This is a genomic window from Candidatus Accumulibacter phosphatis (assembly GCF_012939955.1).
Lineage (GTDB): Bacteria > Pseudomonadota > Gammaproteobacteria > Burkholderiales > Rhodocyclaceae > Accumulibacter > Accumulibacter delftensis.
On the sequence record NZ_SPMY01000016.1, the window covers coordinates 84,775 to 107,583 of the forward strand.

Annotated in this window: 20 protein-coding genes; 12 read left to right on the plus strand and 8 right to left on the minus strand. The window is 62.5% G+C overall.

Annotated features, from left to right (window positions below):
• The first annotated feature begins 8 nt into the window (after positions 1–8).
• The gene (locus E4Q23_RS05585; protein ID WP_248595262.1) at positions 9–659 is read left to right on the plus strand and encodes a class I SAM-dependent methyltransferase; all 651 of its coding nucleotides are present in this window, start codon (positions 9–11) and stop codon (positions 657–659) included.
• Entirely contained in the window at positions 641–1,432 is a 792-nt protein-coding gene (locus tag E4Q23_RS05590; RefSeq protein ID WP_169065711.1) for an SDR family NAD(P)-dependent oxidoreductase, read from the plus strand. The genes E4Q23_RS05585 and E4Q23_RS05590 overlap by 19 nt, the downstream gene beginning before the upstream one ends.
• A 186-nt stretch (positions 1,433–1,618) precedes the next feature.
• On the opposite strand, the gene E4Q23_RS05595 is transcribed toward E4Q23_RS05590, so the two are convergent.
• Positions 1,619–2,599 (minus strand): PEP-CTERM sorting domain-containing protein, encoded by a 981-nt coding sequence (locus tag E4Q23_RS05595; RefSeq protein WP_169065712.1) that lies wholly within the window; start codon positions 2,597–2,599, stop codon positions 1,619–1,621.
• Positions 2,600–3,325: 726 nt separating this feature from the next.
• Here E4Q23_RS05595 and E4Q23_RS05600 point away from each other — a divergent pair.
• Both E4Q23_RS05600 and E4Q23_RS05605 read left to right on the plus strand, forming a co-directional pair.
• Positions 3,326–3,508 (plus strand): hypothetical protein, encoded by a 183-nt coding sequence (locus E4Q23_RS05600; RefSeq protein ID WP_169065713.1) that lies wholly within the window; start codon positions 3,326–3,328, stop codon positions 3,506–3,508.
• 26 nt (positions 3,509–3,534) lie between these two features.
• On the plus strand, positions 3,535–3,747 hold the full coding sequence (locus tag E4Q23_RS05605) for a hypothetical protein (RefSeq protein WP_169065714.1): 213 nt from the start codon (positions 3,535–3,537) through the stop codon (positions 3,745–3,747).
• Here the strand turns inward: E4Q23_RS05605 and E4Q23_RS05610 are convergent.
• The 5 genes from E4Q23_RS05610 to E4Q23_RS05630 form a co-directional block, all read right to left on the minus strand.
• On the minus strand, positions 3,744–4,952 hold the full coding sequence (locus tag E4Q23_RS05610; protein WP_169065715.1) for an SGNH/GDSL hydrolase family protein: 1,209 nt from the start codon (positions 4,950–4,952) through the stop codon (positions 3,744–3,746). The genes E4Q23_RS05605 and E4Q23_RS05610 overlap by 4 nt on opposite strands.
• 279 nt (positions 4,953–5,231) lie before the next feature.
• Positions 5,232–6,425: an MFS transporter gene (locus E4Q23_RS05615; RefSeq protein WP_169065737.1), complete on the minus strand. Its 1,194-nt coding sequence runs from the start codon at positions 6,423–6,425 to the stop codon at positions 5,232–5,234.
• Between the two features lie 97 nt (positions 6,426–6,522).
• Positions 6,523–7,650: a tRNA 2-thiouridine(34) synthase MnmA gene (mnmA, locus tag E4Q23_RS05620; RefSeq protein WP_423753311.1), complete on the minus strand. Its 1,128-nt coding sequence runs from the start codon at positions 7,648–7,650 to the stop codon at positions 6,523–6,525.
• Positions 7,637–8,317 carry a hypothetical protein gene (locus E4Q23_RS05625; protein ID WP_211203649.1) on the minus strand — a complete coding sequence of 227 codons (681 nt, stop codon included), beginning with the start codon at positions 8,315–8,317 and terminating at the stop codon, positions 7,637–7,639. The genes mnmA and E4Q23_RS05625 overlap by 14 nt, the downstream gene beginning before the upstream one ends.
• Positions 8,314–8,760, minus strand: a complete 447-nt coding sequence (locus E4Q23_RS05630) for an NUDIX hydrolase (RefSeq protein WP_169065717.1) — start codon at positions 8,758–8,760, stop codon at positions 8,314–8,316. The genes E4Q23_RS05625 and E4Q23_RS05630 overlap by 4 nt, the downstream gene beginning before the upstream one ends.
• Before the next feature lie 106 nt (positions 8,761–8,866).
• Between E4Q23_RS05630 and E4Q23_RS05635 the strand changes: the two genes are divergently transcribed.
• The 7 genes from E4Q23_RS05635 to E4Q23_RS05665 all read left to right on the plus strand — a co-directional run bounded on the left by E4Q23_RS05635 (position 8,867) and on the right by E4Q23_RS05665 (position 15,295).
• Positions 8,867–9,787: a branched-chain amino acid transaminase gene (locus E4Q23_RS05635; protein WP_169065718.1), complete on the plus strand. Its 921-nt coding sequence runs from the start codon at positions 8,867–8,869 to the stop codon at positions 9,785–9,787.
• A gap of 22 nt (positions 9,788–9,809) precedes the next feature.
• Positions 9,810–10,007, plus strand: a complete 198-nt coding sequence (locus E4Q23_RS05640) for a zinc-finger domain-containing protein (RefSeq protein ID WP_169065719.1) — start codon at positions 9,810–9,812, stop codon at positions 10,005–10,007.
• Positions 10,008–10,052: 45 nt separating this feature from the next.
• Positions 10,053–11,069 carry a lipopolysaccharide heptosyltransferase II gene (gene waaF, locus E4Q23_RS05645; RefSeq protein WP_169065720.1) on the plus strand — a complete coding sequence of 339 codons (1,017 nt, stop codon included), beginning with the start codon at positions 10,053–10,055 and terminating at the stop codon, positions 11,067–11,069.
• A complete protein-coding gene (locus E4Q23_RS05650; RefSeq protein WP_169065721.1) occupies positions 11,066–11,512 on the plus strand; it encodes a YybH family protein in 447 nt (148 codons plus the stop codon). The genes waaF and E4Q23_RS05650 overlap by 4 nt, the downstream gene beginning before the upstream one ends.
• On the plus strand, positions 11,509–12,516 hold the full coding sequence (locus E4Q23_RS05655; RefSeq protein ID WP_169065722.1) for a hydrolase: 1,008 nt from the start codon (positions 11,509–11,511) through the stop codon (positions 12,514–12,516). The genes E4Q23_RS05650 and E4Q23_RS05655 overlap by 4 nt, the downstream gene beginning before the upstream one ends.
• Positions 12,513–13,928 (plus strand): phosphomannomutase/phosphoglucomutase, encoded by a 1,416-nt coding sequence (locus E4Q23_RS05660; protein ID WP_169065723.1) that lies wholly within the window; start codon positions 12,513–12,515, stop codon positions 13,926–13,928. The genes E4Q23_RS05655 and E4Q23_RS05660 overlap by 4 nt, the downstream gene beginning before the upstream one ends.
• A gap of 95 nt (positions 13,929–14,023) precedes the next feature.
• Entirely contained in the window at positions 14,024–15,295 is a 1,272-nt protein-coding gene (locus E4Q23_RS05665) for an EAL and HDOD domain-containing protein (RefSeq protein ID WP_169065724.1), read from the plus strand.
• A gap of 269 nt (positions 15,296–15,564) precedes the next feature.
• Here the strand turns inward: E4Q23_RS05665 and E4Q23_RS05670 are convergent, their stop codons facing one another.
• Both E4Q23_RS05670 and E4Q23_RS05675 read right to left on the minus strand, forming a co-directional pair.
• Positions 15,565–19,677, minus strand: coding sequence for a hypothetical protein (locus E4Q23_RS05670; protein WP_169065725.1), 4,113 nt, complete (start codon positions 19,675–19,677; stop codon positions 15,565–15,567).
• On the minus strand, positions 19,674–22,262 hold the full coding sequence (locus E4Q23_RS05675; protein ID WP_169065726.1) for an SIR2 family protein: 2,589 nt from the start codon (positions 22,260–22,262) through the stop codon (positions 19,674–19,676). Before E4Q23_RS05675 ends, E4Q23_RS05670 begins: the two co-directional genes overlap by 4 nt.
• Before the next feature lie 223 nt (positions 22,263–22,485).
• On the opposite strand from E4Q23_RS05675, the gene E4Q23_RS05680 reads away from it, so the two are divergent.
• Positions 22,486–22,809 (plus strand): IS4/Tn5 family transposase DNA-binding protein (locus E4Q23_RS05680; protein ID WP_169065727.1); only part of this gene is annotated, 324 nt, incomplete at its 3' end.

The window sequence follows — 22,809 nt, forward strand, 5'->3', positions numbered from 1 at the left end:
AATTACCCATGAAGATGAACAGCGTCGAGAAGTTCCTGATGAACAACCCGATCCGGGCGGCCTTTCAGCGCCAATACGAGGCCCCTCTCTTGGAAAAACTGGGCGGCCGCACCGACGGACTAGTGGTCCTGGAGGTGGGTTGCGGCCGCGGCGTAGGCACGGAGGAGATCCTGGAACGCTTCGCTGCCAAAGAAGTCCACGCCCTCGACGTGGATCCTGACATGATCAAGCTGGCCCGCAAGAGGCTAGCCGGCTATCCCAGCGACCGCCTGCGCTTGTCGTTGGGCGACGTGACCCAACTTGATGTCGAGGATGCCACCTATGATGCCGTTTTTGACTTCGCTATCCTGCACCATGTCCCGGTCTGGCAGGATGGCGTGGCCGAAATCCGCAGGGTACTGAAACCCGGGGGCCGTTTTTATTTTCAGGAGGTGACCCGCCACTTCCTGGACAAGTGGTTCGCTCGAACCTTCCTGGAGCATCCTGCCGAGAACCGTTTCAGCACACAGGAATTTATCGCGGAACTGGAGCGACAGCGTTTTTGCGTCGGGAACAACTGGGTCGGAGAAGGGGGGAGGCGACTACGTGTACGGTGTCGGGTGCTGCACATGACTTTCCACAGCCACACGGAAGGGCTCGCATGCATCTGGAGGATCTGAAAGGGGACTGGGCCCTGGTAACCGGCGCCTCATCGGGAATTGGCCAGGAGTTCGCCCTGCAACTGGCGGCTGCCGGGGTTAACCTGGTATTGGTCGCGCGGCGCGCCGATCGGCTGAAATCCCTCGCCACAAACCTGCGTGCGCGACACGGCATCGAGGCCTTGGATCTACCCATCGATCTCGCGCAAGCAATGGCTGCGGAAGAACTGCACCAGCTTTTGCAGCGGCAGGGGATCAAGATCCGGCTTCTTGTAAACAATGCCGCCCTCGGCCATTGGGCACCCTTCGAAACCGGTACGACACAGGCCTACGAAGCGCTGATCCGGGTTAACGCCCTGGCCGTCGTCAATCTATGTCACAACTTCCTGCACGACCTGGCTTCACATCACGATAGCGCGATCATCAACGTCTCCTCGCCGGCCGCTTATCAACCGGTCCCGTTCCTGGCCGTCTATGCAGCGAGCAAGGCCTTCGTGCACAACTTCAGTCAGGCCCTGCACGAAGAGTGGCGCAAGCACGGGGTGCTGGTGCAGACCCTGCTCCCCGGTCCAACGCCAACCGAATTGCCAGGCGCACAGGCAGGTACTCGTGGAAAAGGCATTGGCACGACAGTAGGGGCCTCCTATCCGGTACGCCTATCGCTGCCACATCTCGCGAAGGCGACAGCAGTGGTGACCGCCGCCCGTGGCACGCTGTGGCAACGGCTATTTGCTTTGCTCCCTGCCAAATTCGTGATTCGACAGGTCAGCCGGATGTTTTCCCCCGGCAGCTAAGCACTAAGCACGGAGAAAACCGCGCCCTTGCGAACATGCCCGTCAGTTTGACGAGGCGCGGCAGCAGATCGACTTACGACGGTGACTTGCACCCGCAAGAGTGCGCCCATGCTGGGCGCACCACAAAAAAAACCCGACCTCGCGGTCGGGTTCCGGGGTTGCCAAGTATTGGCGAACTCCGTGCTGTCAGGCCTGGCGGCGGCGCGTAGCGCCAAGACCCAGCAGCCCAAGTCCAAGGAGCACGAGGCTCGCGGGTTCCGGTACATCCATTGGGACAGTGAACTCGCTCTGGCCATCGACTTTAAGCAGCAGGTCGCAAGTGGTGGCGCCAGGCGTGCAGGGAACCACGGCATAGCTGGGATACATAGGGTCCCCACCAACATGAAAACCAATCGTCGACGAAGTACCGGACGGGTAGTTGAGGTTGCTTTGGAACTCAGAGTCCCAGATGAAATCAAGCAGGCCCTGGAAATAGTTCTCGTCGACAAAGTCACCGAAAGCCAAGTCCTTGGCGGCATGTATCTTGGCCGACCCTTGCCCGGTACCCGCCCCTGGGCCTGCGGTCGTCGCAAGGAAACTGCTCAGCGTCGCGAAGCCCGGAACACCGGTATCCACGGTCATGCGCAGGACTTCCAGGCCGTCATCGAAACCGGTGCCTGTTGCGGTACTAGCATTAAGGCCGCCGCCCGCCGCCGAATCGTAGTAGATCGAAATGGAACTGTGCAGAGACGTATCAAGCCCAAAAGATGCGAAGTAGCCGACGTCTGGATCGCCTGGAGCGCCTGGAATCGCAGTAAGGGTATCCACGACCTCGTTGATCGTGGCAACCAGCGTGAATTCGAAGCTGCTAGGCGAGGCCCAGACACCATTGGAGCTGGTGTCAAGACCCGCAACAGGAGTACCGGTCGGGTTCACGTTAACCAGGTTGGACTGGTAAAGGAACTGGAATTTCTGGCCCGGCAGCAAGGCGGGGACGTTCCCGAAGGGACCGCGGCCCTTGGCGACGCCGCTACCCTGCTCGTTCCAGTCAAGGCTGGTCTGGTTCAGGGCCAGATTTCCGGGCACACCGTTACCCCAGTTGAAATTGGTTTGCCCAGCATGGGCGCTGCCGGCCAGACTCAGTCCAGAGACAACCAGAGCCGACAGAAGAGATTTCTTAAATTTCATATTTACCTCCAAGGGACTTATCGTGTTAATCGTGTGGTGCCACTAACGCTGCACCTGTCAAGAACAAAGCAATCTCCATGCCAGTCTTTTTTTTTTCTTTTAGGTCAATCACTTACACAAAGACAACCCAGACACTCTTACAAAAGTGTAAAAAAATACCGACAGTGGAAACTAGTGCAGGAGCCATAGAACGTTCGCTGGCAGCCGCGTCGTTCAGCCGTGCTGGCGCAGTGTCTCTCCCATGCCTCGATCTAGCCAACATCTGATCGATACGGCAGGGACGCGCTCGTGGAGGACCGAGCAATACCGACAACATCGATTGTGCTTGATGCTGAAGGCGCACGCAAGCCAGTCCGCGGCGATTCCAGACCGCTTGCGCGCGCAGATCATCCTGCCGGCCTCCGCAGACCAGAAACCGGAAACCATCGGCGCCGCATTGAGTGTGACGCGGGTGAGCATGGATCATCACTGGTGCCGGCGCGTTGCGCAACAGCGACCTGCTCGCCTGCCAGATGCCGCCGACCGGGGCCGGAAGCCAAATGTACCCACGCTGGCAGTCGGGCAGTTGATCGAGACCGCTGCCCGCAAACGGTGGGACGCAGGAGCTGCCGCGGCATGGCTGCCGGCACCGGCAAGAAAACTTCTGGGTAACGGCACCCTCACGCCATTCACCGAACTCTCTGGAAGGCGAACTGATCACGATCAATGGCGAGCGGCAGCTGCATCATGGAACGTTTGCCCTTCCGCAAGAAAATCGACCGTGAAACCTCCAAAGAATTGCCCATCCGCTTGGTCGGCAACAACCATGCGAGCGATAAGCATGCTGAGGTAAAGGCCTGGCTGCAGGCGCATCCAATCCACACGTTCACGCGCACTTCGCACGGACCTCATCGTCCGGGCTCGATCTGACGGAACGATTCTTCGGCGACGTTTCAATGCGCGGCACTGCCGATCGCTTTGCTTCCGTCAAGGAACTGGCGAACACCATCACCAGTTTTCTGACGGAGCGCAGCGACCATCCGACGCGATACGTCTGGCGTCTGGCGTGCCAGCGGCGAGGGATCCAGCGCGCCCGCGAAGCGATCGGCGCGCCACCGGCACCGACCGCAGCCCAACAAGTACGTAGCTTTTTTTTTGAGGCACTCTAGACCCGTGCGAAACTCGCCGCCGGCACCGTCGTGGCACGCCGTCCGCTCCTTCTCAAGGAAAGCGCCACCAGGCCAATGCCGACAAGCAGCCAGCTGCCTGGCTCGGGAATCGCCGACAGCATACCGTTCGCCAGAATCCGCTGGGTAGCAGCACTCGGATGGTTGATGTCCCAAAACAGGAACTCGTCGGGGTTGGGGCAGACTGTGACGGGCTCAGCGGGATCGATGGCGCCGCCGACGAAGAAATTCACCAGGCACGGCTCGGTCACGTTGGTGAATCCGAAGTCGCCGGGGTGAGCGGCCACCTGTTGCAACAGAGCAAAGGTATCGAAGGAATAAACGGTAAGGTTGGGGTTGATGCTGAACAGACCCGCGATGATCCCCTCGAGCGCAGCATTGTAGGCCGCCGACAAGCCGGTGGCCAGGAACGCGGCTCCAGGGCTCACATTAAGCTCGGGAGTCAGACCCAGGTCCGGAACGTTAGGTACCAACAGGTACTCGGCGCCAGCGGTGACCAGGCCACCGAGCACCGTCCCGACATCCTGCAGCGCTTCTTGCATGCGAAGATTGACATTGGCAAACGGGTCAGCGGAAGCGGGGTCGAACAGCAGCAGCGCGTCGCCAACGTCGTTCGAACCGGACCAGACGACGAACAGTGCGCCGGGGTCGACGAACAGTGCGTCGGGATCGACACTACCGCTGACGTCCATCGCAAACTGGGCAAATTGTCCACGCAGACTGAACGGATAAAAAGTGGCAGCGCCTAAAGGCGTAGTCACCGGGGGCACGAGTCGCTGCGTTTTCGGATCGGTTGGTACGTCAAAGCGGTGGTAACGCGAACGGGCGCCACCGACAGCGTAGTTGGTCCCGGCCGGAGGATTCGGGTCGAGCGCAGGCGGCCCCCACGGCAACAAGCCCCGCGGCTTGAGGTCGCCCCCAGCCGGCAGGTGATTGGCGGCCTGCAGCCCAGTCCATAGCAGTTCGGAATAACTTGGACCATTCTGGAAGCGCCCTGGCGAGTACGGTGGTGCGACTGGAATCGGCGTCACGCCAGTAACCGGGTTCGGAGCCCCGGTCCAGCCATACAGATTGCCGTTGTCGGACAAACTGTCGCCAAAAACGTACATGTTCGAGAAACCTGCCAAGGCCGCAACAGGCATGACAAGTGCGACGGCCGCCAGGCAGCCAATGAGATATCTACGCATGCGTAAGTCCCCCCAAAACAACATTCACCCGGATGGATTTGCTGCCCAGCACCGCCCCGACTGCCACGACCCGCCTACTGCTTTGTCACCAATCGAGACAAGTCGACAGCGCCCGGACCCTGGGACGCAAAAAAACGTGCCATCTATATATTTCATACACTTAGCAGCCGCACAGCCTGAGACTGTAAAATTTCCCGACACCTACGAGTGCCATTGCGTCTTGGCGACGCAGGGACCAGGCTCGCTTCGGGAGGCCCGGCGGCGCGCGCCTGCAATGCCTCAGGCGTGTCGACGTCGGCTGATCGCCAAGCCCAAACTGGCCAGCGCAGTCAGCGAAACAATCGGCAGTGCGAGGAGGTTGAGCGTCGCCCAGCCACCGTCGCTGATCAACAGGCCGGCGGCAAATGAGGTCAGCCCCTGTACGCCAAGCACGATGAAATCGTTGCTGCCCTGCACTTTCGCTTTCTCCTCGGGGCGGCAGCTTTCAATCAGCAGGGTCGTGCCGCCGACGAAGAGGAAATTCCAGCCGATGCCGAGCAGCAGCAAGGCCCACCAGAAGTGCATCAGGCTGACACCGGACAGCGCAACACCGATGCACACCAGCACCAGGGCTGCACCGACGAGCAGCACAAGGAGCACGCCAAAGCGCTTGATCAGGTGGCCCGTGAAGAACGATGGGGCGAACATGCCGATCACGTGCCATTGCAGGATGAAAGCGGTGTCGGCGAAAGGCAGACCACAGATATCCATCGCCAAGGGCGTCGCCGTCATCAGCAGGTTCATCGTCGCGTAGCCGCAAGCGGCAGCGACGACGGCGACGATGAATGTCGGCTGGCATGCGATCTCCGCGAACGGGCGCCCGGCAGCCTGCTGTTCGCGAACAGCCGGCAACGGAATATCGAGCCGGCTGGCGATCAGCATCGCCAGCGCAGCAAATGCGGCCAGCGCGACGTAGCTCGCCAGGTAGGTCGTTGGCAGCAGATGGCGGGTCAGTATGCCGACCTGCGGGCCAATGACGCCACCGACGATGCCGCCGGCCAGAGTCAGCGAAATCGCCTTGCTGGTCCAGTCGGCCGGCGCAGCGTCGACGGCGGCAAAGCGATACTGCTGGCCAAAAGCGTTGTAGACGCCGGCAAAGACGGTTCCCAAGCACAGCAGCCAGAAGCTGGCCGCGTGCACTGCGAAAGCCGACAACAGCGCGCCAGCGATCCCGAAAGCTGCGCCAAGCATGAAACCGGCGCGCCGCCCATGGCGCTTCATGAACAGTGCCGCCGGCACGGCCGCCAGCGCAGCACCGATGACGTAGGTGGTGATCGGCAGGGTCGCCAGGCGCTGGTCGGTCGCGAGTTGCAAGCCGAGCAGGCCATTGATCGCCACCAGCGTTACCCCGTTGGTCAGCAGCAAGGCCTGCGCGGCCGCCAACAGGCCAATATTTCGCCGATAGTGCGGTGCAGCCACCGTCACCGCAGTCATCGTCACGGAGCGCCCCTGCAGACGACCGGCAAATGGCTCGCCGCGGCAGCCGTCGCCCTGCGCCCCCGCGCCGCGACTGCGCTGGACAGCACCCGGTTCAAGCGATGACGCCGCCGCCGAGGCAGACCCGGCTTTCGTAGACCACCACCGACTGGCCCGGCGTGACGGCCCACTGCGCTTCGGCAAAGCGGATCTGGCAGGAATCCGCGTCGACGCGCTCGATTTCGCAGGCGGCGTCGGCCTGGCGGTAGCGCGTCTTGGCGGTGTACACCCAGTGCGTATGTGCTGCTGCGCCGGCCACCCAGGAGAGATCCTCGGCACGCAGTTCATCGGCCAGTAGCGCCGCATGCGCGTGCCCCTGCACGACGTAAAGGGTGTTGCTGGCGATGTCCTTACGGGCCACGAACCAGGCGTCGTGGTCGCCACTGTCACCACTCTTGCCCCCTTTGACGCCACCGATGTGCAGGCCCTTGCGCTGGCCGATGGTGTGATAGGCAATGCCATCGTGCTCGCCCAGCAGGCGCTCGTCATCGAGACTGCGAATCTCGCCCTTCTGCGGCGGCAGGTAGCGCATCAGGAACTCCTTGAACGGCCGCTCGCCGATGAAGCAAATACCCGTCGAATCCTTCTTGAGCGCGACGTGCAAGCCGGCCGCCTCGGCCCTCTTGCGTACCTCGCGCTTGTACAGGCCAGCCAGCGGGAACAGCGTCTTTGCCAACTGCTGCTGATTTAGGCGGTGCAGGAAATAGCTCTGGTCCTTGGTACCGTCCTCGGCCTTGAGCAACTGGAAAGCGCCGGCAAACTCGCGCACGCCGGCGTAATGTCCGGTGGCAATATAATCGGCACCGATGCTCACTGCATGCTCAAGAAAAGCGCTGAACTTGATCTCCGAGTTACACAGCACGTCCGGGTTCGGCGTGCGACCGGCCTGGTATTCCTTGAGAAAGTGGGCGAAGACGCGCTCCTTGTAGGCGGCAGCGAAATTCACCACTTCGACGTCGATGCCGATCCTATCGGCAATGCTGATTACATCGACCAGGTCCTGTCGCGAGGAGCAGTACTCATCGCTGTCATCGTCCTCCCAGTTCTTCATGAACAGGCCGAGCACATGCCAACCCTGCTCCTTGAGCAGCAGGGCCGCGACCGCCGAATCGACGCCGCCGGACAAGCCGACGACCACTGTCTTTGCCTCGTTCATGCCATTGCCTTTGCTAGGGTTCAACATTCTGTTCCTTGCCACGACCATCGAGGACGATCTTCGGCTGCGCCCCTTCGTCCCGTCCAGCGTCGCCATCCCCGTCATCCTGGCCATCGAACCAGTCTTGCAAACCGATCACCACCGCCGGCCGACCATTGTCGCGAAACCAGGTATCGACCACATAACGGGCCTGCTCGGCCCCTGCTTCGGCTTGCTTGGCCACGTCAGCCGTGTCGCTTGCCGGCTCGCTTGCCGCGATCTCTTCGATCTGCGCCGAATAGTGCACCTGGAACATGTAAAGAACGCGCGATACCGGCTCCAGGACACGATGGAAACGCAGCCAGCCGCGCTCCTCCAGCAAGCGCAACAGGCGTGTGGTCGTGGTCGAGTGGTCGATGCAATCCATACGCCCGTAGACGCCATCGTCCGCCGTGTTGCCACCACGGTCGGCAGCAATCGGCGTCTGCCGGCCGGCCCAGCCATGCAACTGGCCAATCGCCAGCGCCAGCTTCTCGCGCTCGTCGCTGGCGCTCGTTGCCGCGCCGAGAAGGGCCTGCACCTGCGCCAGTTGCGCGTCTACGTAATGCACTTGGGACTGTGCCAGACAAGCGTAGTTGTAACAGACGCTGATCGTCTCGCCAGCGCTTGCGGGTGCCATCGCCGCCAACAGCGGCAGCGCCAGCAGCCATTTCATGAGCAATGGGTCAGCAGTTCCAGTGGATAGCGCTTGCCCGCCAGCCAGTCCTCGATGCAGCGCAGAACCAGCGGGCTGCGATGCTGCGCCTGCAGTGCGCGGATCTCGGCAAGCGTCAGCCAGTGCGCGGCAAGAATGCCGTTGTCAAGCGGTCGATCAGGATCATGAGCGAGGATCTCGCCGCCGAAGCTGAAGCGCAGGTAGGTCACGTCACGAGCGTCGTTGCGGCAGTTATAAACGCCAAGCAGGTACTGTGGATTCAGCGTATAGGCCGTCTCTTCGAGCGTTTCGCGGATCACCGCAGCAAGCAGCGATTCGCGGCATTCGAGGTGGCCTGCCGGCTGGTTGTAGCAGACACCGTACTCCGTTTCCTCTTCGACGAGCAGGAAGCGGCCATCGCGTTCGAGCACCGCGGCGACGGTGACGTTGGGTTTCCAGACCATTCGACAAGCCCTGCGAATAGAGACAACACGCCATTTTACCGCCAACCGAGAAGCGAAATCGGCTAAACTTTCCGTTTCAGCATTTCCAGCAAAGGGAGAGCAAACCATGTCCATGGCGGATCGCGACGGATTCATCTGGCACGACGGCAAGCTGGTGCCGTGGCGCGAGGCAACGACGCACGTGCTGACCCACACCCTGCACTACGGGATGGGCGTGTTTGAAGGCATCCGCGCCTACAAGGCCGATAAGGGTACCGCCATTTTCCGTCTCGAAGAGCACACCGACCGGCTGTTCAATTCGGCGTACATTTTCCAGATGAAAATGCCTTATGACAAGGAAACACTGCTCGAAGCGCAGAAGGAAGTGGTCCGCGCCAACGCACTCGAGTCGTGCTACATCCGGCCAATCGTCTTCTACGGTTCCGAAGCCATGGGCATCGCCGCCACGGCGATCAGTACGCACGTGGCCATCGCCGCCTGGCCGTGGGGCGCCTACCTTGGTGCCGAGGGCATGGAAAAAGGCATCCGCGTCAAGACCTCTTCATTCACTCGCCATCACGTGAACATTAACATGTGCCGCTCGAAGTCGGTCGGCACCTACACCAACTCGATCCTCGCCCATCAGGAAGTGGCACACGACGGCTACGACGAGGCACTGCTGCTCGACGTCGATGGCTATGTCGCCGAGGGTGCCGGCGAGAATATTTTCATCGTCAAGCGCGGCAAGCTGTACACCCCGGACCTGACCTCCTGCCTCGAAGGCATCACCCGTGCCTCGGTGCTCCAACTTGCTGATGAACTGGGCATTCCGGTGATCGAAAAGCGGATCACGCGCGACGAAGTATATTGCGCCGATGAAGCCTTCTTTACCGGCACCGCTGCTGAAGTGACGCCGATTCGTGAACTCGACAATCGCCAGATTGGTGCCGGCCACCGCGGGCCGATCACCACCCGCATCCAGAGCCTGTACTTCGACTGCGTGAACGGCCGCATTCCGGCGCATGCAGACTGGCTCGCCTACGTCTAACCCAGTTTGCAAGGTTGCCACCATGCCCCAGAACATCCAGCAGAAGCCCATCGCGATCGGCGCCAAGGATTTGCCCCTGCATTGCCCAACCAGCGACGCACCGCTCTGGGCTCGGCATCCGCGCGTATTTCTCGATATCACCCACACCGGGGAGGCCGTCTGCCCGTACTGCAGTGCGCACTACGTGCTGACCGGCGAATTGCCAAAGGGCCACCACTGATCGTCGGCGGCTGCCGGCGACGGATAGCCGACTGAAGCAAGGCTCATGAAAGCACTGATTGTCGCCCCGTCGTGGATCGGCGACACGGTTCTCGCGCAACCGCTATTCCGGCGGCTACACGAACGCACGCCAGGCCTGCAGCTTGACGCCCTCGCGCCACGCTGGGTGGCACCGGTCCTGGAGCGCATGCCGGAAATCACACAGCTTGTCGACAGCCCCTTCGCCCACGGCGAATTGTCGCTGCAAGCACGTCATCGTCTGGCGCGCCAACTGGCGGCGGCCGGCTACCAGCGGGCCTACGTCCTGCCCAATTCACTGAAATCAGCGCTGGTGCCGTTCTTCGCCGGCATTCCCGAACGCATCGGCTTTGTCGGCGAGAAGCGCTACGGGCTGATCAACCAGCGCCATACGCTCGACAAGACTCTGCTGCCGCAGATGGCGGAACGCTTCGCCCAACTCGCCGAAACCCCCGGCGCTCCGCTACCGCGACCGCTACCCTTGCCGCGACTGACTTCGAGCCGCGAACAAGGCGCCGCAACCCGCGCCGAACTTGCCGTCGACCGCCCCGAAAAACTCGCGGTATTCTGCCCCGGCGCCGAATACGGCCCGGCCAAGCGCTGGCCGGCACGTCATTTCGCGACCTTAGCCGACGCATTGGCAGCACGTGGCTACGCCATCTGGCTGCTCGGCTCAGCAAAGGACCGGCCGATCGCCGACGAGATCACCGAGCTGGCCGATCGGGCCAGCGCGCCACGCAACTTTTGCGGCAGCACTTCGCTGCGTCAGGCGATCGACCTGCTGGCCGCGGCCTCTTTCGTCGTCTGCAACGATTCCGGCCTGATGCACGTCGCCGCCGCCCTCGGCCGACCGCTGATTGCCGTCTATGGCTCGTCGTCGCCCGGCTTCACGCCGCCGCTGTCGGAGCGGGCGCAGGTCATCAGCCTCGCGCTTGCCTGCAGTCCCTGCTTCAAGCGCGAATGTCCGCTTGGCCATCTCGACTGCCTGAACAAGCTCGAGCCGCTGCGCGTGCTCGACGCCTGCCTGTCGAGGAGCACGGCATGATCGCCACCTTCGCCAGCCCCGCCGACGTCGAAGCGGCTTTTTACGACGCCATCGCGCGCGCCGATCTGCTTGCCCTGATGAGCGTCTGGGCCGACGACGAAGACATCGTCTGCATCCACCCGACCGGCCAGCGGCTGAGCGGCACAGTGGCCATCCGTGACAGCTGGCGCAGCATTTTCGCCAACAACGCGCGCCTGAAAGTTCGCCTGTCGCGCGTCCTGCGCTGGAACAGCATGCTGCTGGCGGTGCACAACGTCGTTGAAACGCTGTACATCGGCGACGAGGAAAAGGCACACGGCCCGATGCTCGCCACCAACGTTTTTCAGCGTGGCACCAACGGTTGGCGCCTGCTCGCGCATCATTCGTCGACCGCCGCCGATCGCGACCTGGCCGACAAGCGCGCCGGTGAGCGCGAGGAAACCAGCCAACGGGTTTTGCATTGACCGGCTACCCAGCGCCTTCCTGGCTCCCAGGCGGTCACGCCCAGACCATCTACCCACTGCTCATCAAGTCACCTTCTCCGGGTTATCGCCGCGAGCGCTGGCAAACGCCCGACGATGATTTCATTGACCTTGACTGGAGCGATCCCCGCCCGCCGTGCCTGGCGCCGGAGATTACGACCAACGCTGCGACCAACGCTGCGCCGAACTCCGCGCCGCTGCTGGTGCTGTTTCACGGTCTCGAGGGCAGTTCGGCCAGCCACTACGCAAGCTCGCTCATGCACGCCACCGCAGCCATCGGCTGGACCGGCGTAGTGGTGCATTTCCGCGGCTGCTCGGGCGAGATAAATCGCCTGCCGCGCGCCTACCATTCCGGTGACAGCGACGAGATCGACTGGATTCTGCGCCGCCTGCAACAGCTCTTCCCGCACCGCCCGCGCTACGCCATCGGTGTCTCGCTAGGTGGCAATGCGCTGCTCAAATGGCTCGGTGAACGCGAAACGGATGCCGCCGACTGTCTGCGTGCAGCAGCAGCGGTCAGCGCCCCGCTCGACCTCAGCGTCTCCGGCCACCATCTGGCACGCGGCTTCAACCGCCTCTATACCCGGCACTTCCTGCACACGCTGAAGCGTAAGGCAGCCGACAAGCTGCGCCGTCACCCTGGCATTTTCGACGAGCGGCGGATGCGGGCGGCGAGCAATCTGCACGACTTCGACGAGGCAGTCACCGCGCCGCTGCACGGCTTCGCCAGCGCCGACGACTACTGGCGACGTGCCTCGAGCAAGCCCTGGCTGGCCAGCATTTGCCTGCCGACGCTACTGCTCAACGCGCGCAACGATCCCTTCCTGCCAGAGCAGGCGCTGCCCACAGCCAGCCAGGTATCGGCCAGCGTGCAGCGTGAATTCCCGGCGCGTGGCGGCCATGTCGGCTTCGTCGCTGGCCAGCCGCCTGGGCACCTTGATTGGCTGCCGCAGCGCCTTCTTCACCATTTCCAGAACGAGGTTTGAAATGCCCCCTCCCCCCCCAGCCAAGCGCCACTCCACTCCCTGCAGAGATCTTCAAGGCCTACGACATTCGCGGCATCGTCGGCAAGACGCTGACCAGCGACACTGTCCGCCGCATCGGCCACGGCCTGGGTTCGCTGGCCGCCGAGCGCGGTCAGCGCGCAATTGCCGTCGGCCGCGACGGCCGCCTTTCCGGACCCGAGCTGGCGGCAGCACTGATGGAAGGCATCCGCCTGGCGGGGATCGACAGCATCGACATTGGCTGCGTGCCGACGCCGGTCGCCTACTTCGCCGCCCATGAGCTGGGCTGCGATAGTTGCGTGGCGGTCACCGGCAGCCACAATCCGCCTGACTACAACGGGCTGAAGATGGTTGTTGGCGGCGAGACCCTGGCCGGCGAAACAATCCAGGGCATCCGGCGGCGTGTCGACGCCGGCGAGCTGCGCAATGGCAGGGGCCAGGCCAGCAACGCCGATGTCCTGCCAGCGTATCTGGCACGCGTCGTCGCCGACGTTCGCCTGGCACGACCGATGAAGATCGTCGTTGACTGCGGCAACGGCGTTGCCGGCGTGATCGCCGGGCAACTTTTCCGCGCGCTCGGCTGCGAGCTGGTCGAGCTCTTCTGCGAGGTCGATGGCAACTTTCCGAATCACCATCCCGACCCCTCGAAGCCCGAGAATCTGCAGGACGTGATCCGCGCCCTGCGCGACACCGACGCCGAGCTCGGCCTTGCTTTCGACGGCGACGGCGACCGTCTCGGCGTGGTCACCAAGGACGGCCAGATCATCTACCCGGATCGTCAGCTGATGCTTTTTGCGGCCGACGTCCTCAGCCGCTGCCCAGGCCAGCAGATCATCTACGACGTCAAATGTACCCGCCAGCTGGCGCCGTGGATTCGCGAGCATGGTGGTGAACCGCTGATGTGGAAGACCGGGCACGCGCTGGTCAAGGCCAAGCTGAAGGAAACCGGCGCGCCACTGGCCGGTGAAATGAGCGGGCACGTGTTCTTCAAGGAACGCTGGTTCGGTTTCGACGACGGCCTCTACGCCGGAGCCCGGCTGCTCGAGATCCTGTCGCGCAGCAGCAACGCCGACGCCGCCAACGCCCTGCTCACGGTCTTGCCCGACAGCAGTTCGACGCCGGAACTGAACATCGCCATGCAGGAAGGCGAACCCCTGGCGCTGATCGAAGAGCTTCGCCGTGATGCCCATTTTACGGGAGCGCGCGAGATCATCACCATCGACGGCCTGCGCGTCGAATACGCCGACGGCTTCGGTCTGGCGCGGCCGTCGAACACCACACCGGTGGTAGTCCTGCGCTTCGAAGCCGACAACCAGGCGGCCCTCGAACGCATCCAGGCGGATTTCCGTCGGGTCATCCATGCCGCGCGTCCGGGCCTGGCACTGCCCTTCTGAGAACTCCGATCGAGCACTTTGCCGAAAGGCAGTGCTAAGATGAGCAACCGGGATCCGCCAGATAATGGAATGCATAGCGCAGACAAGCATGCCCAATGAGTGATCAATTCCTGCAAAACGCATTCCTCTTCCGACAGCCGATCCTGAACCGCAGACAGGAGCTGGCCGGCTACCAGTTGTCGTTCCATAGCGGCGAGGAAGTCGGCGATGATGACCCGACCGCCCGCCGCGGTGCTGGCGCACCGCTCTGTGCCGCCTATTCCGAACTCGGCATGCGCAGCGCCCTGGGCAATACCAGTGCCTACCTCGGCGTCGATGCCAACTTCCTGCAGCAGGAAGCGATCGAGCTACTGCCACCGCAAGGCGTCGTCCTCGAATTGCTGCTTGATGGCGCACCCACGAAACCGACACTGACACGCTGTCGCGCCCTCGTCGACCGCGGCTACTCACTGGCATTGAGCAACTACCAGGGCATCGACGATCACAGCCGACCGCTGCTGCCGCTGGTTTCGGTCGTCAAGATTGACCTGCGCCATGCTGACCAAGCCCGCCTTGAGGAGCTGGCGGGCTCCCTGCGCCAATTGCCGCTCAAGCTTCTCGCGCAAGCTGTCGACAGCCACGCGCAGATGGAATGTTGTCGAAACCTCGGCTTCGCCCTCTTCCAGGGGCGCTACTTTGCGCAGGCCGAAATCGTCAGCGGCCGCCGCCTCTCGGCGGCGCATGCGACCTTGATTCGCCTGTGCAACCTGGTCGGCCGTGACGTCGATACCGCCGTCATCGAGGATGCCTTCAAGCACGAGCCGGCGCTGACGCTCAACCTGCTGCGTATTGTCAACTCCGTCGGGCGCCTCGGCAACCGGTCCACGCAACCGGTAACCTCATTGCGCCACGCCATCACCCTGCTCGGCAGGCGCCAATTGCAGCGCTGGCTGTCGCTGCTGCTTCTGGCGCCTGGCAACCATAGCAACGATTCGCTCGACCCGAGCCGTTCGCCGCTACTGCAAGTGGCCGCCCTGCGTGGGCGAATGATGGAGCTGCTGGTCGCCGTCGGCAAGCCAAGAGACCACAAACTGTCCGACCTGGCGTTCATCACCGGCATCCTGTCGATGATGCCCGCAGCGCTCGGCCTGCCCATTGAGGAAATTCTCGAACAGATCGCGGTCGAGCGCGAAGTCGGCAAGGCCCTGCGCCAGCACGAAGGCCTGCTGGGAACCATCCTGGCGCTGCTCGAGTGCTTCGACAACGACGACGCCGCCTGCTGCGACGGCCTGTTGTCCAGGCTGCCCGGCAACTTCGACCGCCAGACCCTGAATACCGGCCTGAGCGCCGCGCTGAGCTGGTTGAACAGCAGCGGGGACGAGGACTAAGCGGCTGCTTCAGGCGTTGCACTGCCCCCCCGCCTGTCGCTGACCGCCTGCCCACTCCCTGAACCCGGGCGTGCAGCTTGTGGAGGACCGCCTCGACCAACGCCGACTTCGCCGCTGCCAGATGTGGAGATGCACAACACTTGCGACGCCTGGCTGACCTCATTCGTCGTGGGGCCGATGCTATCGGCAGCCAGCGCGATGACGCACGCGTGCGTTGGTATTTCAAGCCCGTACGAAGGGAACTGTGTGCTGCGGCGATCCCTGATCCATCACCCCCCCTCCCGCACCGCCTGACGCCCGCGCTTAGAGATGGCGTCGCACCCGCGCGCCTTAGCAAGCGCCTCCGGCTTGAGCTCCGGAGCGGGGGAAAGACGCGGACAGGTGCATTCGTAGTCCGTTCGCCCCAAGTACCTTTCCCATTCCTTCCCTGACAAATTGCGTCCAAGTGCCGCGCATGCCTTCTCGACCAGACCCGGCATGCCCAAGGTCCATAGATGGACATAACCATCCGCGTCGCTGGCCGCGACAAGATTGGCCGTCGGTTCAAAAACGACTGAAACGACTTCTGCCCGGGGCCCCTCCAGGCCCAGCCGCAGCTTACGATCGAAGCGGCCATCCACTTCGCTCCACACGTAGACTCGGCCGTCGCCACCGCCTGTCAGCAGGCGTCCGTCGCCGCTGAAGCTGGCGGTGTAGATCGTACCCTTGTGCGCGGATACAGCTTTTTCTTGCTTGTAATGGCCGTCGCGGATACTCCAGACGCGCAGCAGACCGTTCTCGTCACCGGCAACGAGTCGTTTGCCGTCGGGGCTGTAGGCCAGGGAGCGAATGGGAACCTTGGCGTCGAGCAGCAGTTCCTGCTCGATGAAACGAGCACTCTTCTCTCGCCACAGCCGAACTTTACCATCGAGGGTCCCCAATACCAGGTCACGGTCGCCGGCACCCAGCGCGGCGGAATAGATTGCTGAACGTTGGTCTTTCGGAAAAGAGTCCGGCAGTGTCTCCGCTTCCCACTCCATGTCTATGCGTTTGGATTGTCGCCAGATAATCGCCACGCCATCATATCCGGCCGTCAGGAGAAGGTTTCCTTGCGCATTGATGACTGCTGCCCATTGTCCGTCGTCGTGATGATCTCCCGGCAGCGGCACCGCCTTCTCCTGAGCACCTTTGGTCAGATCGAGCAACCACGAGTATTGTGAGCATTGCGGACATGGTGGACGCGCCCACTCGCCCCTGTCGACCTTGCCGGTTGCGATGATCAGACGCTCCCCCCGGGCATTGGTGGCTAGCGAACGGACTTTCGGTGGAATTTGCAAGGAGGGATCTTTCGTCACGCTCAGATCCTGTGGGTCAATGCGCAGCACGCCCGCGTTCTCGGTCCCACCGAATGCCAGGAGCAAAGCTCCCGGGTCGTCGTTTGCACGGGCCATGAAGGCCAGCGCGTAGACCACCGCCGGCTCCTTGCTCCACGTTGGATAGGATCGGTAACCGACCGTCTGCAGGCCGGCCAGGGACCACCAGCGAAGGTCGCCACGATCGTTGGCGGCGATCAACCCGCGCTGCTCCACGCCGACGGGGGAGTCCACTGCCTCCGTCGACCGCCTTGACGGCAGCGCCCATCTGATCGCCCCGACGTTGCCGTCAAAGCCAGCGATTTCCTCGTAGGCGGCGTAGGCGGCGGCCGTGCCTTCTGGCGCGCTTACTGGCCCGGCGCCCTGGTCGAGCTTGGCATTCAACGAGGTGATGTCCCACAAACCGATCTCACCACGTGCGCCACCGACGACGATCCGCCGCTCATCCGCGCTGGCGTCGCTACTCAAGTAACGCGGCAGGCTAACGATATTGCGCGTTGCTCGGCCGCGGTCTTGGGCAAGCTCCAAGCCAGTCGCACTGCGCAGGTTGGGGAGCAGGTAGTGCGCACCAAGCGGTGAACCACCGCTGCGGAGGTCATAGAGCCGCGGCGGCCCCTGCCGGTAGATCGCCATCAGCCGCTGCGTTTCGGGCAGGTAGTGCAACGCGGTCACCGCCCGATCCATGTTCCTCTCGCGTTTTTTCAGGATCTTCTGTAATGACTTTGGCCACTTGTTGAAAAGATTGTGCGAGATCCAAAGCGACGTCCCGTCCGCCAGGGCGGCCAGTCCGACATCGCCGCTCTGACTTCCCCAGGCCAGCAGGTCGCCTGTCGCATCGCAGGCCAGAGCAGTAAGCACCGTCCGATCCGGGAAGGTGGAGGGCGACAGTGACGCGACCCGGACCGGAGCAGGAAGCAGTCTCCAGACCTCGACGACGTCCCCCGAGCCCACTACGACGGCCGCAACTGCCCCGTTCGGCGACAAGCAGAAAGGGCCGCGCGGAGTTGTATCGATGGGCAGGAGTAGCGATCCGGCGCCTTCTGCAGTCCCTGAGCGGGCGGGCAGCGAGTGCAACTCCAGTCCCGACTTGGTCAGGACTGCAAGCCTGCGGTCGCCGCGGTCGAAGGCCGCGCCGACCAGGTCGTCGGCGAGTGTGATGGTAGTCAGATCACGTGGCCCACCCACAAAATTACGCACGACAAGCGAGCGCGGCCCCTCCTTGACCGCGATTAGTCCCGGCTGGCTGGAAAGCCAGACCCGGACCTCGTCGGCGCCCACACTGGTCGCCGTGCGTGGTGCGATCGCTGTGGCTCCAAACGCAAAAGGTTGCTCTCGGAGAGCCCCGCGCAGGCTTTCCTCAACCCGGTTATCGAGTCCGCCCTCCTGTTCGTGCTGCTCCCCAGCCGTCAAACGGTAGGCCTGAATCGCCAGCAAGCTCGCCAACTCGTGATCATGACCGCGCCACCTTTCACCGGCAGAGGCGGACAGCAGTGAGTTGGCGCGTGTGCGGGCGATTTGCTCGGTGAGCTCCTTGTTGAGCTTGATTTCCTGCGGAAACCAGTATGCGACGACGCCTCCGAGAAGGATTGCAAGGCCAACGACGCAGATCCGCGCCCGGCGCTTCCAGCTCCCGACCTTCCGGGCCTTCCTGCTCGCGCCGAGAAACTCCTCGTCAACTGCACTCGCATGCTCATCCGGATGTTGTCGGTGGCACGTTTCGCCCTTGCGCAGATCACTCCCGACGAGGAGCTCGCGTTCGGCCAGATCGGTGGCGCCATTGCGCCGTAGCAAATCCCAGCGCACAGCCCGGAGCTGCAATTTCGTCAAATGCTGATCGAACCACTTAGCATTTCCACCGACGATCATCTCGACCAAACGGTCGTGCGCGATCTCGTACCACAAGGTGCCGCTGCGACTATCATTGCGCAAGAGGAGGCGCCCAGCGAGGGCTTCAACCAGTGAATTGGCGAGCCCCGCGGTCTCCTGCTGGCCCCGCGACACTTGTTTTCGCAGCCCTCGCGAAGTGACCAGCTCCCGCCCAAACCATTCGCGAATCTGGCGTTCTGCCACTCCGCCCTCGATGGAGACCTCGCGCACCACTGTTGCGTAGTACTCCTCCAGCGCCTGCTCGACAATGCCGCCCCCGTTTTTTCGAGACGCCGCATCGAGACCAAGGTGCTCCGCAACGATCCGGCGGGTACCCGGCGAAATCTTTTTTTCCCAGAGCTGGTGGCAAACAATCTGCAGGTAAAGCGGTTCGACGATCGCCAGGCAACGCTCGATGATCGCGCCGTCGCCGGTACGCTCGCGCACGGTAGCGAGTTCCCTGACCAGCTGCGCGACGGCCTCGTCGTCGAAGGCGACATCAGCGCTCTCTGCAGGCCTGCGGATCGCCTTCTCGGCCGCTTCCAGATCGAGCAACTCCAGGCGAAAGTGGCTGGCGAGGCGGGTAGGCAGCAGGTGACGGTAGCGATCGAGGGCCGCGCTATATTCTTCACGCATGGAAAACAACGCCCAGATCTGCGGGTTCCGCAGAGCCTCGCCCAACTGCTGAAAGAACTCAGCCCTATCCTTGTCGTTCTGGTCAGAGGTCAAGACCTCCTCAAACTGGTCGAGGATCAGGAGCTTGAGCCGCGGATCACCCCGTATCCAGGAACGCTGCGAAAGGTAAGAGGCGAGGGTGATGCCGGCGACTTTGGACAGGGGCGCTTCGCCGTCTGGCTTACCGTCCTCGCAGGCGGCGACGACACGGGCAACGAAGGGATTTCCCATCTCTTGCGGTTGCCGGGTATTGACGTCTGCGCCGGGGCGCACGACGGGCAGCACCTGATAGTCCTCAGCACGCATCTCGACAATCACCTTGGCCTGAATGAGCGAGGTCTTGCCAGCGCCAGAGGGCGAGTAGAGCAGGACGATGCGCTCGGCAATCAGCAGGTCGAGCAGGGCCCGGGACTCGTTATCTCGCCCGTAGAGGGCCTCGTCGGGACGGAAGGGGCGCGGCCCGACGTAAGGGTTGTGCGTGCCAATCATGATCCTCGCTCCCGCCACTGCCGTTGTAACTCCGTAAGGAAGTCCTCCGAGGAACCCCAGTAAATGCTCACTTCGCTCTCAGAGAAGCCCTCGAAATACTGTTCCAGGTACTCGCGCGCCCGGTCCGGATCGGTGATCTGGTCGTCGTCCGGGTCCACCTGAACGGCAACATGCAACTGCTTGCGCCGCTTTTGGTGGCCTGCCCCCTTAAGCAGGCTGCGAAAGAGAACACGAAAGTCCCACTGATTCAGGTTGAAACCGAGGAACAGTAAACTCGAACTCGCCAGTGCCGCGCGCACCACAGAGGGAACGCGCTCGTGCTCGCGCCAGAAGTCGATCAGAAAGTCGAAATAATCGTCTTCGGTCAACACCAGCGACTCGATGTCGTCAAGCCGCCCGAAGAGGTGGTAAACCAGCGGCTGTTCTGGACTCGGAGCGTAAATCACCGCGTCCGTCTCCGACGAACAGTCGGCGCTGAAGACCAGCTCGGTCGGCACTCGCGCAGGCTCGGAGCGGCGAAGGGCTTCGGCAAGAAAGTTGTTGAAGTTGGCCGTTACATAGGTCGCAAAAGGCAGCGAGGCGAGCACCACGTGTGGGTCATCAGGCTCGGCGAGCAGCACCTTGCCAGCGATAAGCGAGAGCATTTTCGTCAGGGGCAGGCCTCGCTCGCCCCCTTTGAGGAGGTGTCCATAGCGCTGCAGAGCGAAATCGCGCAAGTCCTTGCTGAAGGCCGCCTCCAGGTAGGCATCGCCGCGGGTTGCGGCAATATACTGTGCGACCTGAGGCAGACTCAGCTGTTCGTGCATGGCCAGTGGATACTGATAACGCTCGGCCCAGTCCTGGGCTATGTGCTGGCGGAAGCGGGCGACACGGTGATCGACCCCGGGCCCGACGATCGGTGTGCAACGGCCTTCGGCGATGCGCGAAATGAGCAAATCCCAGGTCTGGTCGCGCCGCGTTTCGTCCATCAGGTGCGGCTCGTACCACAGTCTGGCGCTACGCAGGCGCGTCACCATCACCGGCGCCGACGCTTCGGGCAGGCTGACAATTTTCTCCCGGGCGGCACGCGTCGCCTCGTCAGAAAGCCCGTGCGCCATCAACTCCTCAAAGAATCGGGCAAGAAACATGTGCCAGGTCGCAGTATTCAGCGGCTCCTGCAAAGTGACGACCCCGAGCACGCCGCGCCGGACGATTTCGTGCGCGAGATGCGCCAGCCAGGACCAGGGCTTGGCTTCCAGCGGAGTATCCGCGGACGCCAGCTTCGGCGCGACGACGACCAACCGGGGCAGACGATCCATGGCCTCGAGAGCGTCAGCAATGGCGCTGCGAACACGGTCCGTCGGCCCACAATCACCCGAGTCCGGATTGCATAGCAACGCCCCTTGTGGATCGCAAGGACAGTCGCGTATCAACACGTAGAGGTAGTCGACTTCCTTGTGCTTCCGCAAGAGCTCGCGCAAGTCCGGGATCGCGTACCAGTGCTGTTCGACAGTGCAGCAGATACCCGCCTCCGAGAGTACCTGCGCTACCGGCTCCAGCGTCTCAGTACTCTCGTCGTTACTGCTCCGATCGGCAGGCGTGACCGCAAGCCCCAGCAACAACGCTCTGGGTTCGGCGCTGCGCCGCACCAGGGTGGCGTGCGAGCCACCGCCGTAGCCCAGAACATACCGAGCGAAGGCAACAGAAGCCAGGGCCAGCGGATTATCAGAGCCACCCCAGACCGTCAGCTTCTCCCAGCGGAGGGAATGCAACTCGCGCGCACTCCGATCGATGCAAATGCGCACCCGCAGTTTCACGCGTTTCGCTTCGGCGCGTTCTCTGGCGAGGCTTACCGCAGCCCAATTTTCCGGTTTCGGGAATAGCGCCTTGCGCAGCTCCAACGCGTAATCTTCCGCGTCCTCGATCACGGCAAAGGCGTCCATGTTCAGGCAAACGCCGTAGCGGCACACGAAGTCCTCCTTACGGCTACCCGACCAAGTGAAGCACAGTTCCACCCGGTAGCTATTCCAGGCACTGTGTGAAATCCGCAGCTCCAGGGTTGCGTAGTCCTTGGCACCAATAACGGCCACCGCGGCGCCGCCTGCCGCTGCCGCTACCTTCCCCTCCGATCTCGGCGCGTCGAACAGAAGCTTGCTCACCTGCTCGGCGAAATCGGTCAGATGAACGTCTTGCTGGTGCTGGCTCAAACCCTCGAGTGCTTCAACGTTCCCATGAACCTTCGGACGCATCTCCAACTGCTCTAACTCGGCAACGGACCCCCACCTGCACTGCCTGAGAAGTAGCGGCACGAGACGGCGCAAGCGGCCTTTCTTCTCGCCGTTCATGATCGCCAGGAGAGTGGGTAGTTCGTACTTCATGATAAATTCTGAGGTGAGGAAATTTACCGAGACGAGGAGCACGGCAACCTCCGCCTCGCCGATGGCAGCGTCGACCCTTTCTTTCCAGCGCTCGCCGGGCTTGATCTCCTGATCGGCCCAAGCGCTGACTAGGCCTTGCGCGTCCAAAATACTCAGATGCGGCATGACCTTCTCCAACCAACTGGTATCCTTGTGGCTGTAGCTGATGAATAGCCGTGTTGTGCTCATTCTTCAGGGCCCTCCTCGCTTGGCGATTTGGCACGTGCAATCCGGTTCACTCGTTTTGGCCCCTTGCTGCGCGCTCATGGTTTGCCATTGAATCAGCTTGCATGCTGGGCCCGGATCACCGTGCACCGAACTCCCCTACCCTCGACGCCCCCTGTCAAGGCATAGCCTTATACACAACTTTAGGTTTCGTCTGTAAGCTGTCGTTTTTCCTTGAGAAGGTATCATGGCGAGGTGGGCTGAGGAGGAACTGAATGGAATCAACCTGGGTGATCGCCGTCGGGACAAACGAGCGATCGCGTTGCTGGATACGCTTTCTGCGAGACCGACGGCGAGTATCCCGGGGGCGTGTTCGGACTGGTCGGAGACGATGGCGGCTTACCGCTTCTTCGGCAACGATGACATTACCTGGGAGGCGATCCTCACGCCCCATTGGTCTTGCTCCCGAAGACGGATCGCGCAGCACAAAGTGGTGCTGATGCTGCAGGACACCACCGAACTGGACTTCAACGGGCAGAGCATCTCTGGCTTGGGGCCGCTGAGCTACGAA

Excerpts from the sequence above, each read along its gene's own strand:
- E4Q23_RS05585 (WP_248595262.1), top strand. The coding sequence starts at position 9 with ATGAAGATGAACAGCGTCGAGAAGTTCCTGATGAACAACCCGATCCGG.
- E4Q23_RS05590 (WP_169065711.1), top strand. The coding sequence starts at position 641 with ATGCATCTGGAGGATCTGAAAGGGGACTGGGCCCTGGTAACCGGCGCC.
- E4Q23_RS05595 (WP_169065712.1), bottom strand. The coding sequence starts at position 2,599 with ATGAAATTTAAGAAATCTCTTCTGTCGGCTCTGGTTGTCTCTGGACTG.
- E4Q23_RS05600 (WP_169065713.1), top strand. The coding sequence starts at position 3,326 with ATGGAACGTTTGCCCTTCCGCAAGAAAATCGACCGTGAAACCTCCAAA.
- E4Q23_RS05605 (WP_169065714.1), top strand. The coding sequence starts at position 3,535 with ATGCGCGGCACTGCCGATCGCTTTGCTTCCGTCAAGGAACTGGCGAAC.
- E4Q23_RS05610 (WP_169065715.1), bottom strand. The coding sequence starts at position 4,952 with ATGCGTAGATATCTCATTGGCTGCCTGGCGGCCGTCGCACTTGTCATG.
- E4Q23_RS05615 (WP_169065737.1), bottom strand. The coding sequence starts at position 6,425 with ATGACTGCGGTGACGGTGGCTGCACCGCACTATCGGCGAAATATTGGC.
- mnmA (WP_423753311.1), bottom strand. The coding sequence starts at position 7,650 with ATGTTGAACCCTAGCAAAGGCAATGGCATGAACGAGGCAAAGACAGTG.
- E4Q23_RS05625 (WP_211203649.1), bottom strand. The coding sequence starts at position 8,317 with ATGAAATGGCTGCTGGCGCTGCCGCTGTTGGCGGCGATGGCACCCGCA.
- E4Q23_RS05630 (WP_169065717.1), bottom strand. The coding sequence starts at position 8,760 with ATGGTCTGGAAACCCAACGTCACCGTCGCCGCGGTGCTCGAACGCGAT.
- E4Q23_RS05635 (WP_169065718.1), top strand. The coding sequence starts at position 8,867 with ATGTCCATGGCGGATCGCGACGGATTCATCTGGCACGACGGCAAGCTG.
- E4Q23_RS05640 (WP_169065719.1), top strand. The coding sequence starts at position 9,810 with ATGCCCCAGAACATCCAGCAGAAGCCCATCGCGATCGGCGCCAAGGAT.
- waaF (WP_169065720.1), top strand. The coding sequence starts at position 10,053 with ATGAAAGCACTGATTGTCGCCCCGTCGTGGATCGGCGACACGGTTCTC.
- E4Q23_RS05650 (WP_169065721.1), top strand. The coding sequence starts at position 11,066 with ATGATCGCCACCTTCGCCAGCCCCGCCGACGTCGAAGCGGCTTTTTAC.
- E4Q23_RS05665 (WP_169065724.1), top strand. The coding sequence starts at position 14,024 with ATGAGTGATCAATTCCTGCAAAACGCATTCCTCTTCCGACAGCCGATC.
- E4Q23_RS05670 (WP_169065725.1), bottom strand. The coding sequence starts at position 19,677 with ATGATTGGCACGCACAACCCTTACGTCGGGCCGCGCCCCTTCCGTCCC.
- E4Q23_RS05675 (WP_169065726.1), bottom strand. The coding sequence starts at position 22,262 with ATGAGCACAACACGGCTATTCATCAGCTACAGCCACAAGGATACCAGT.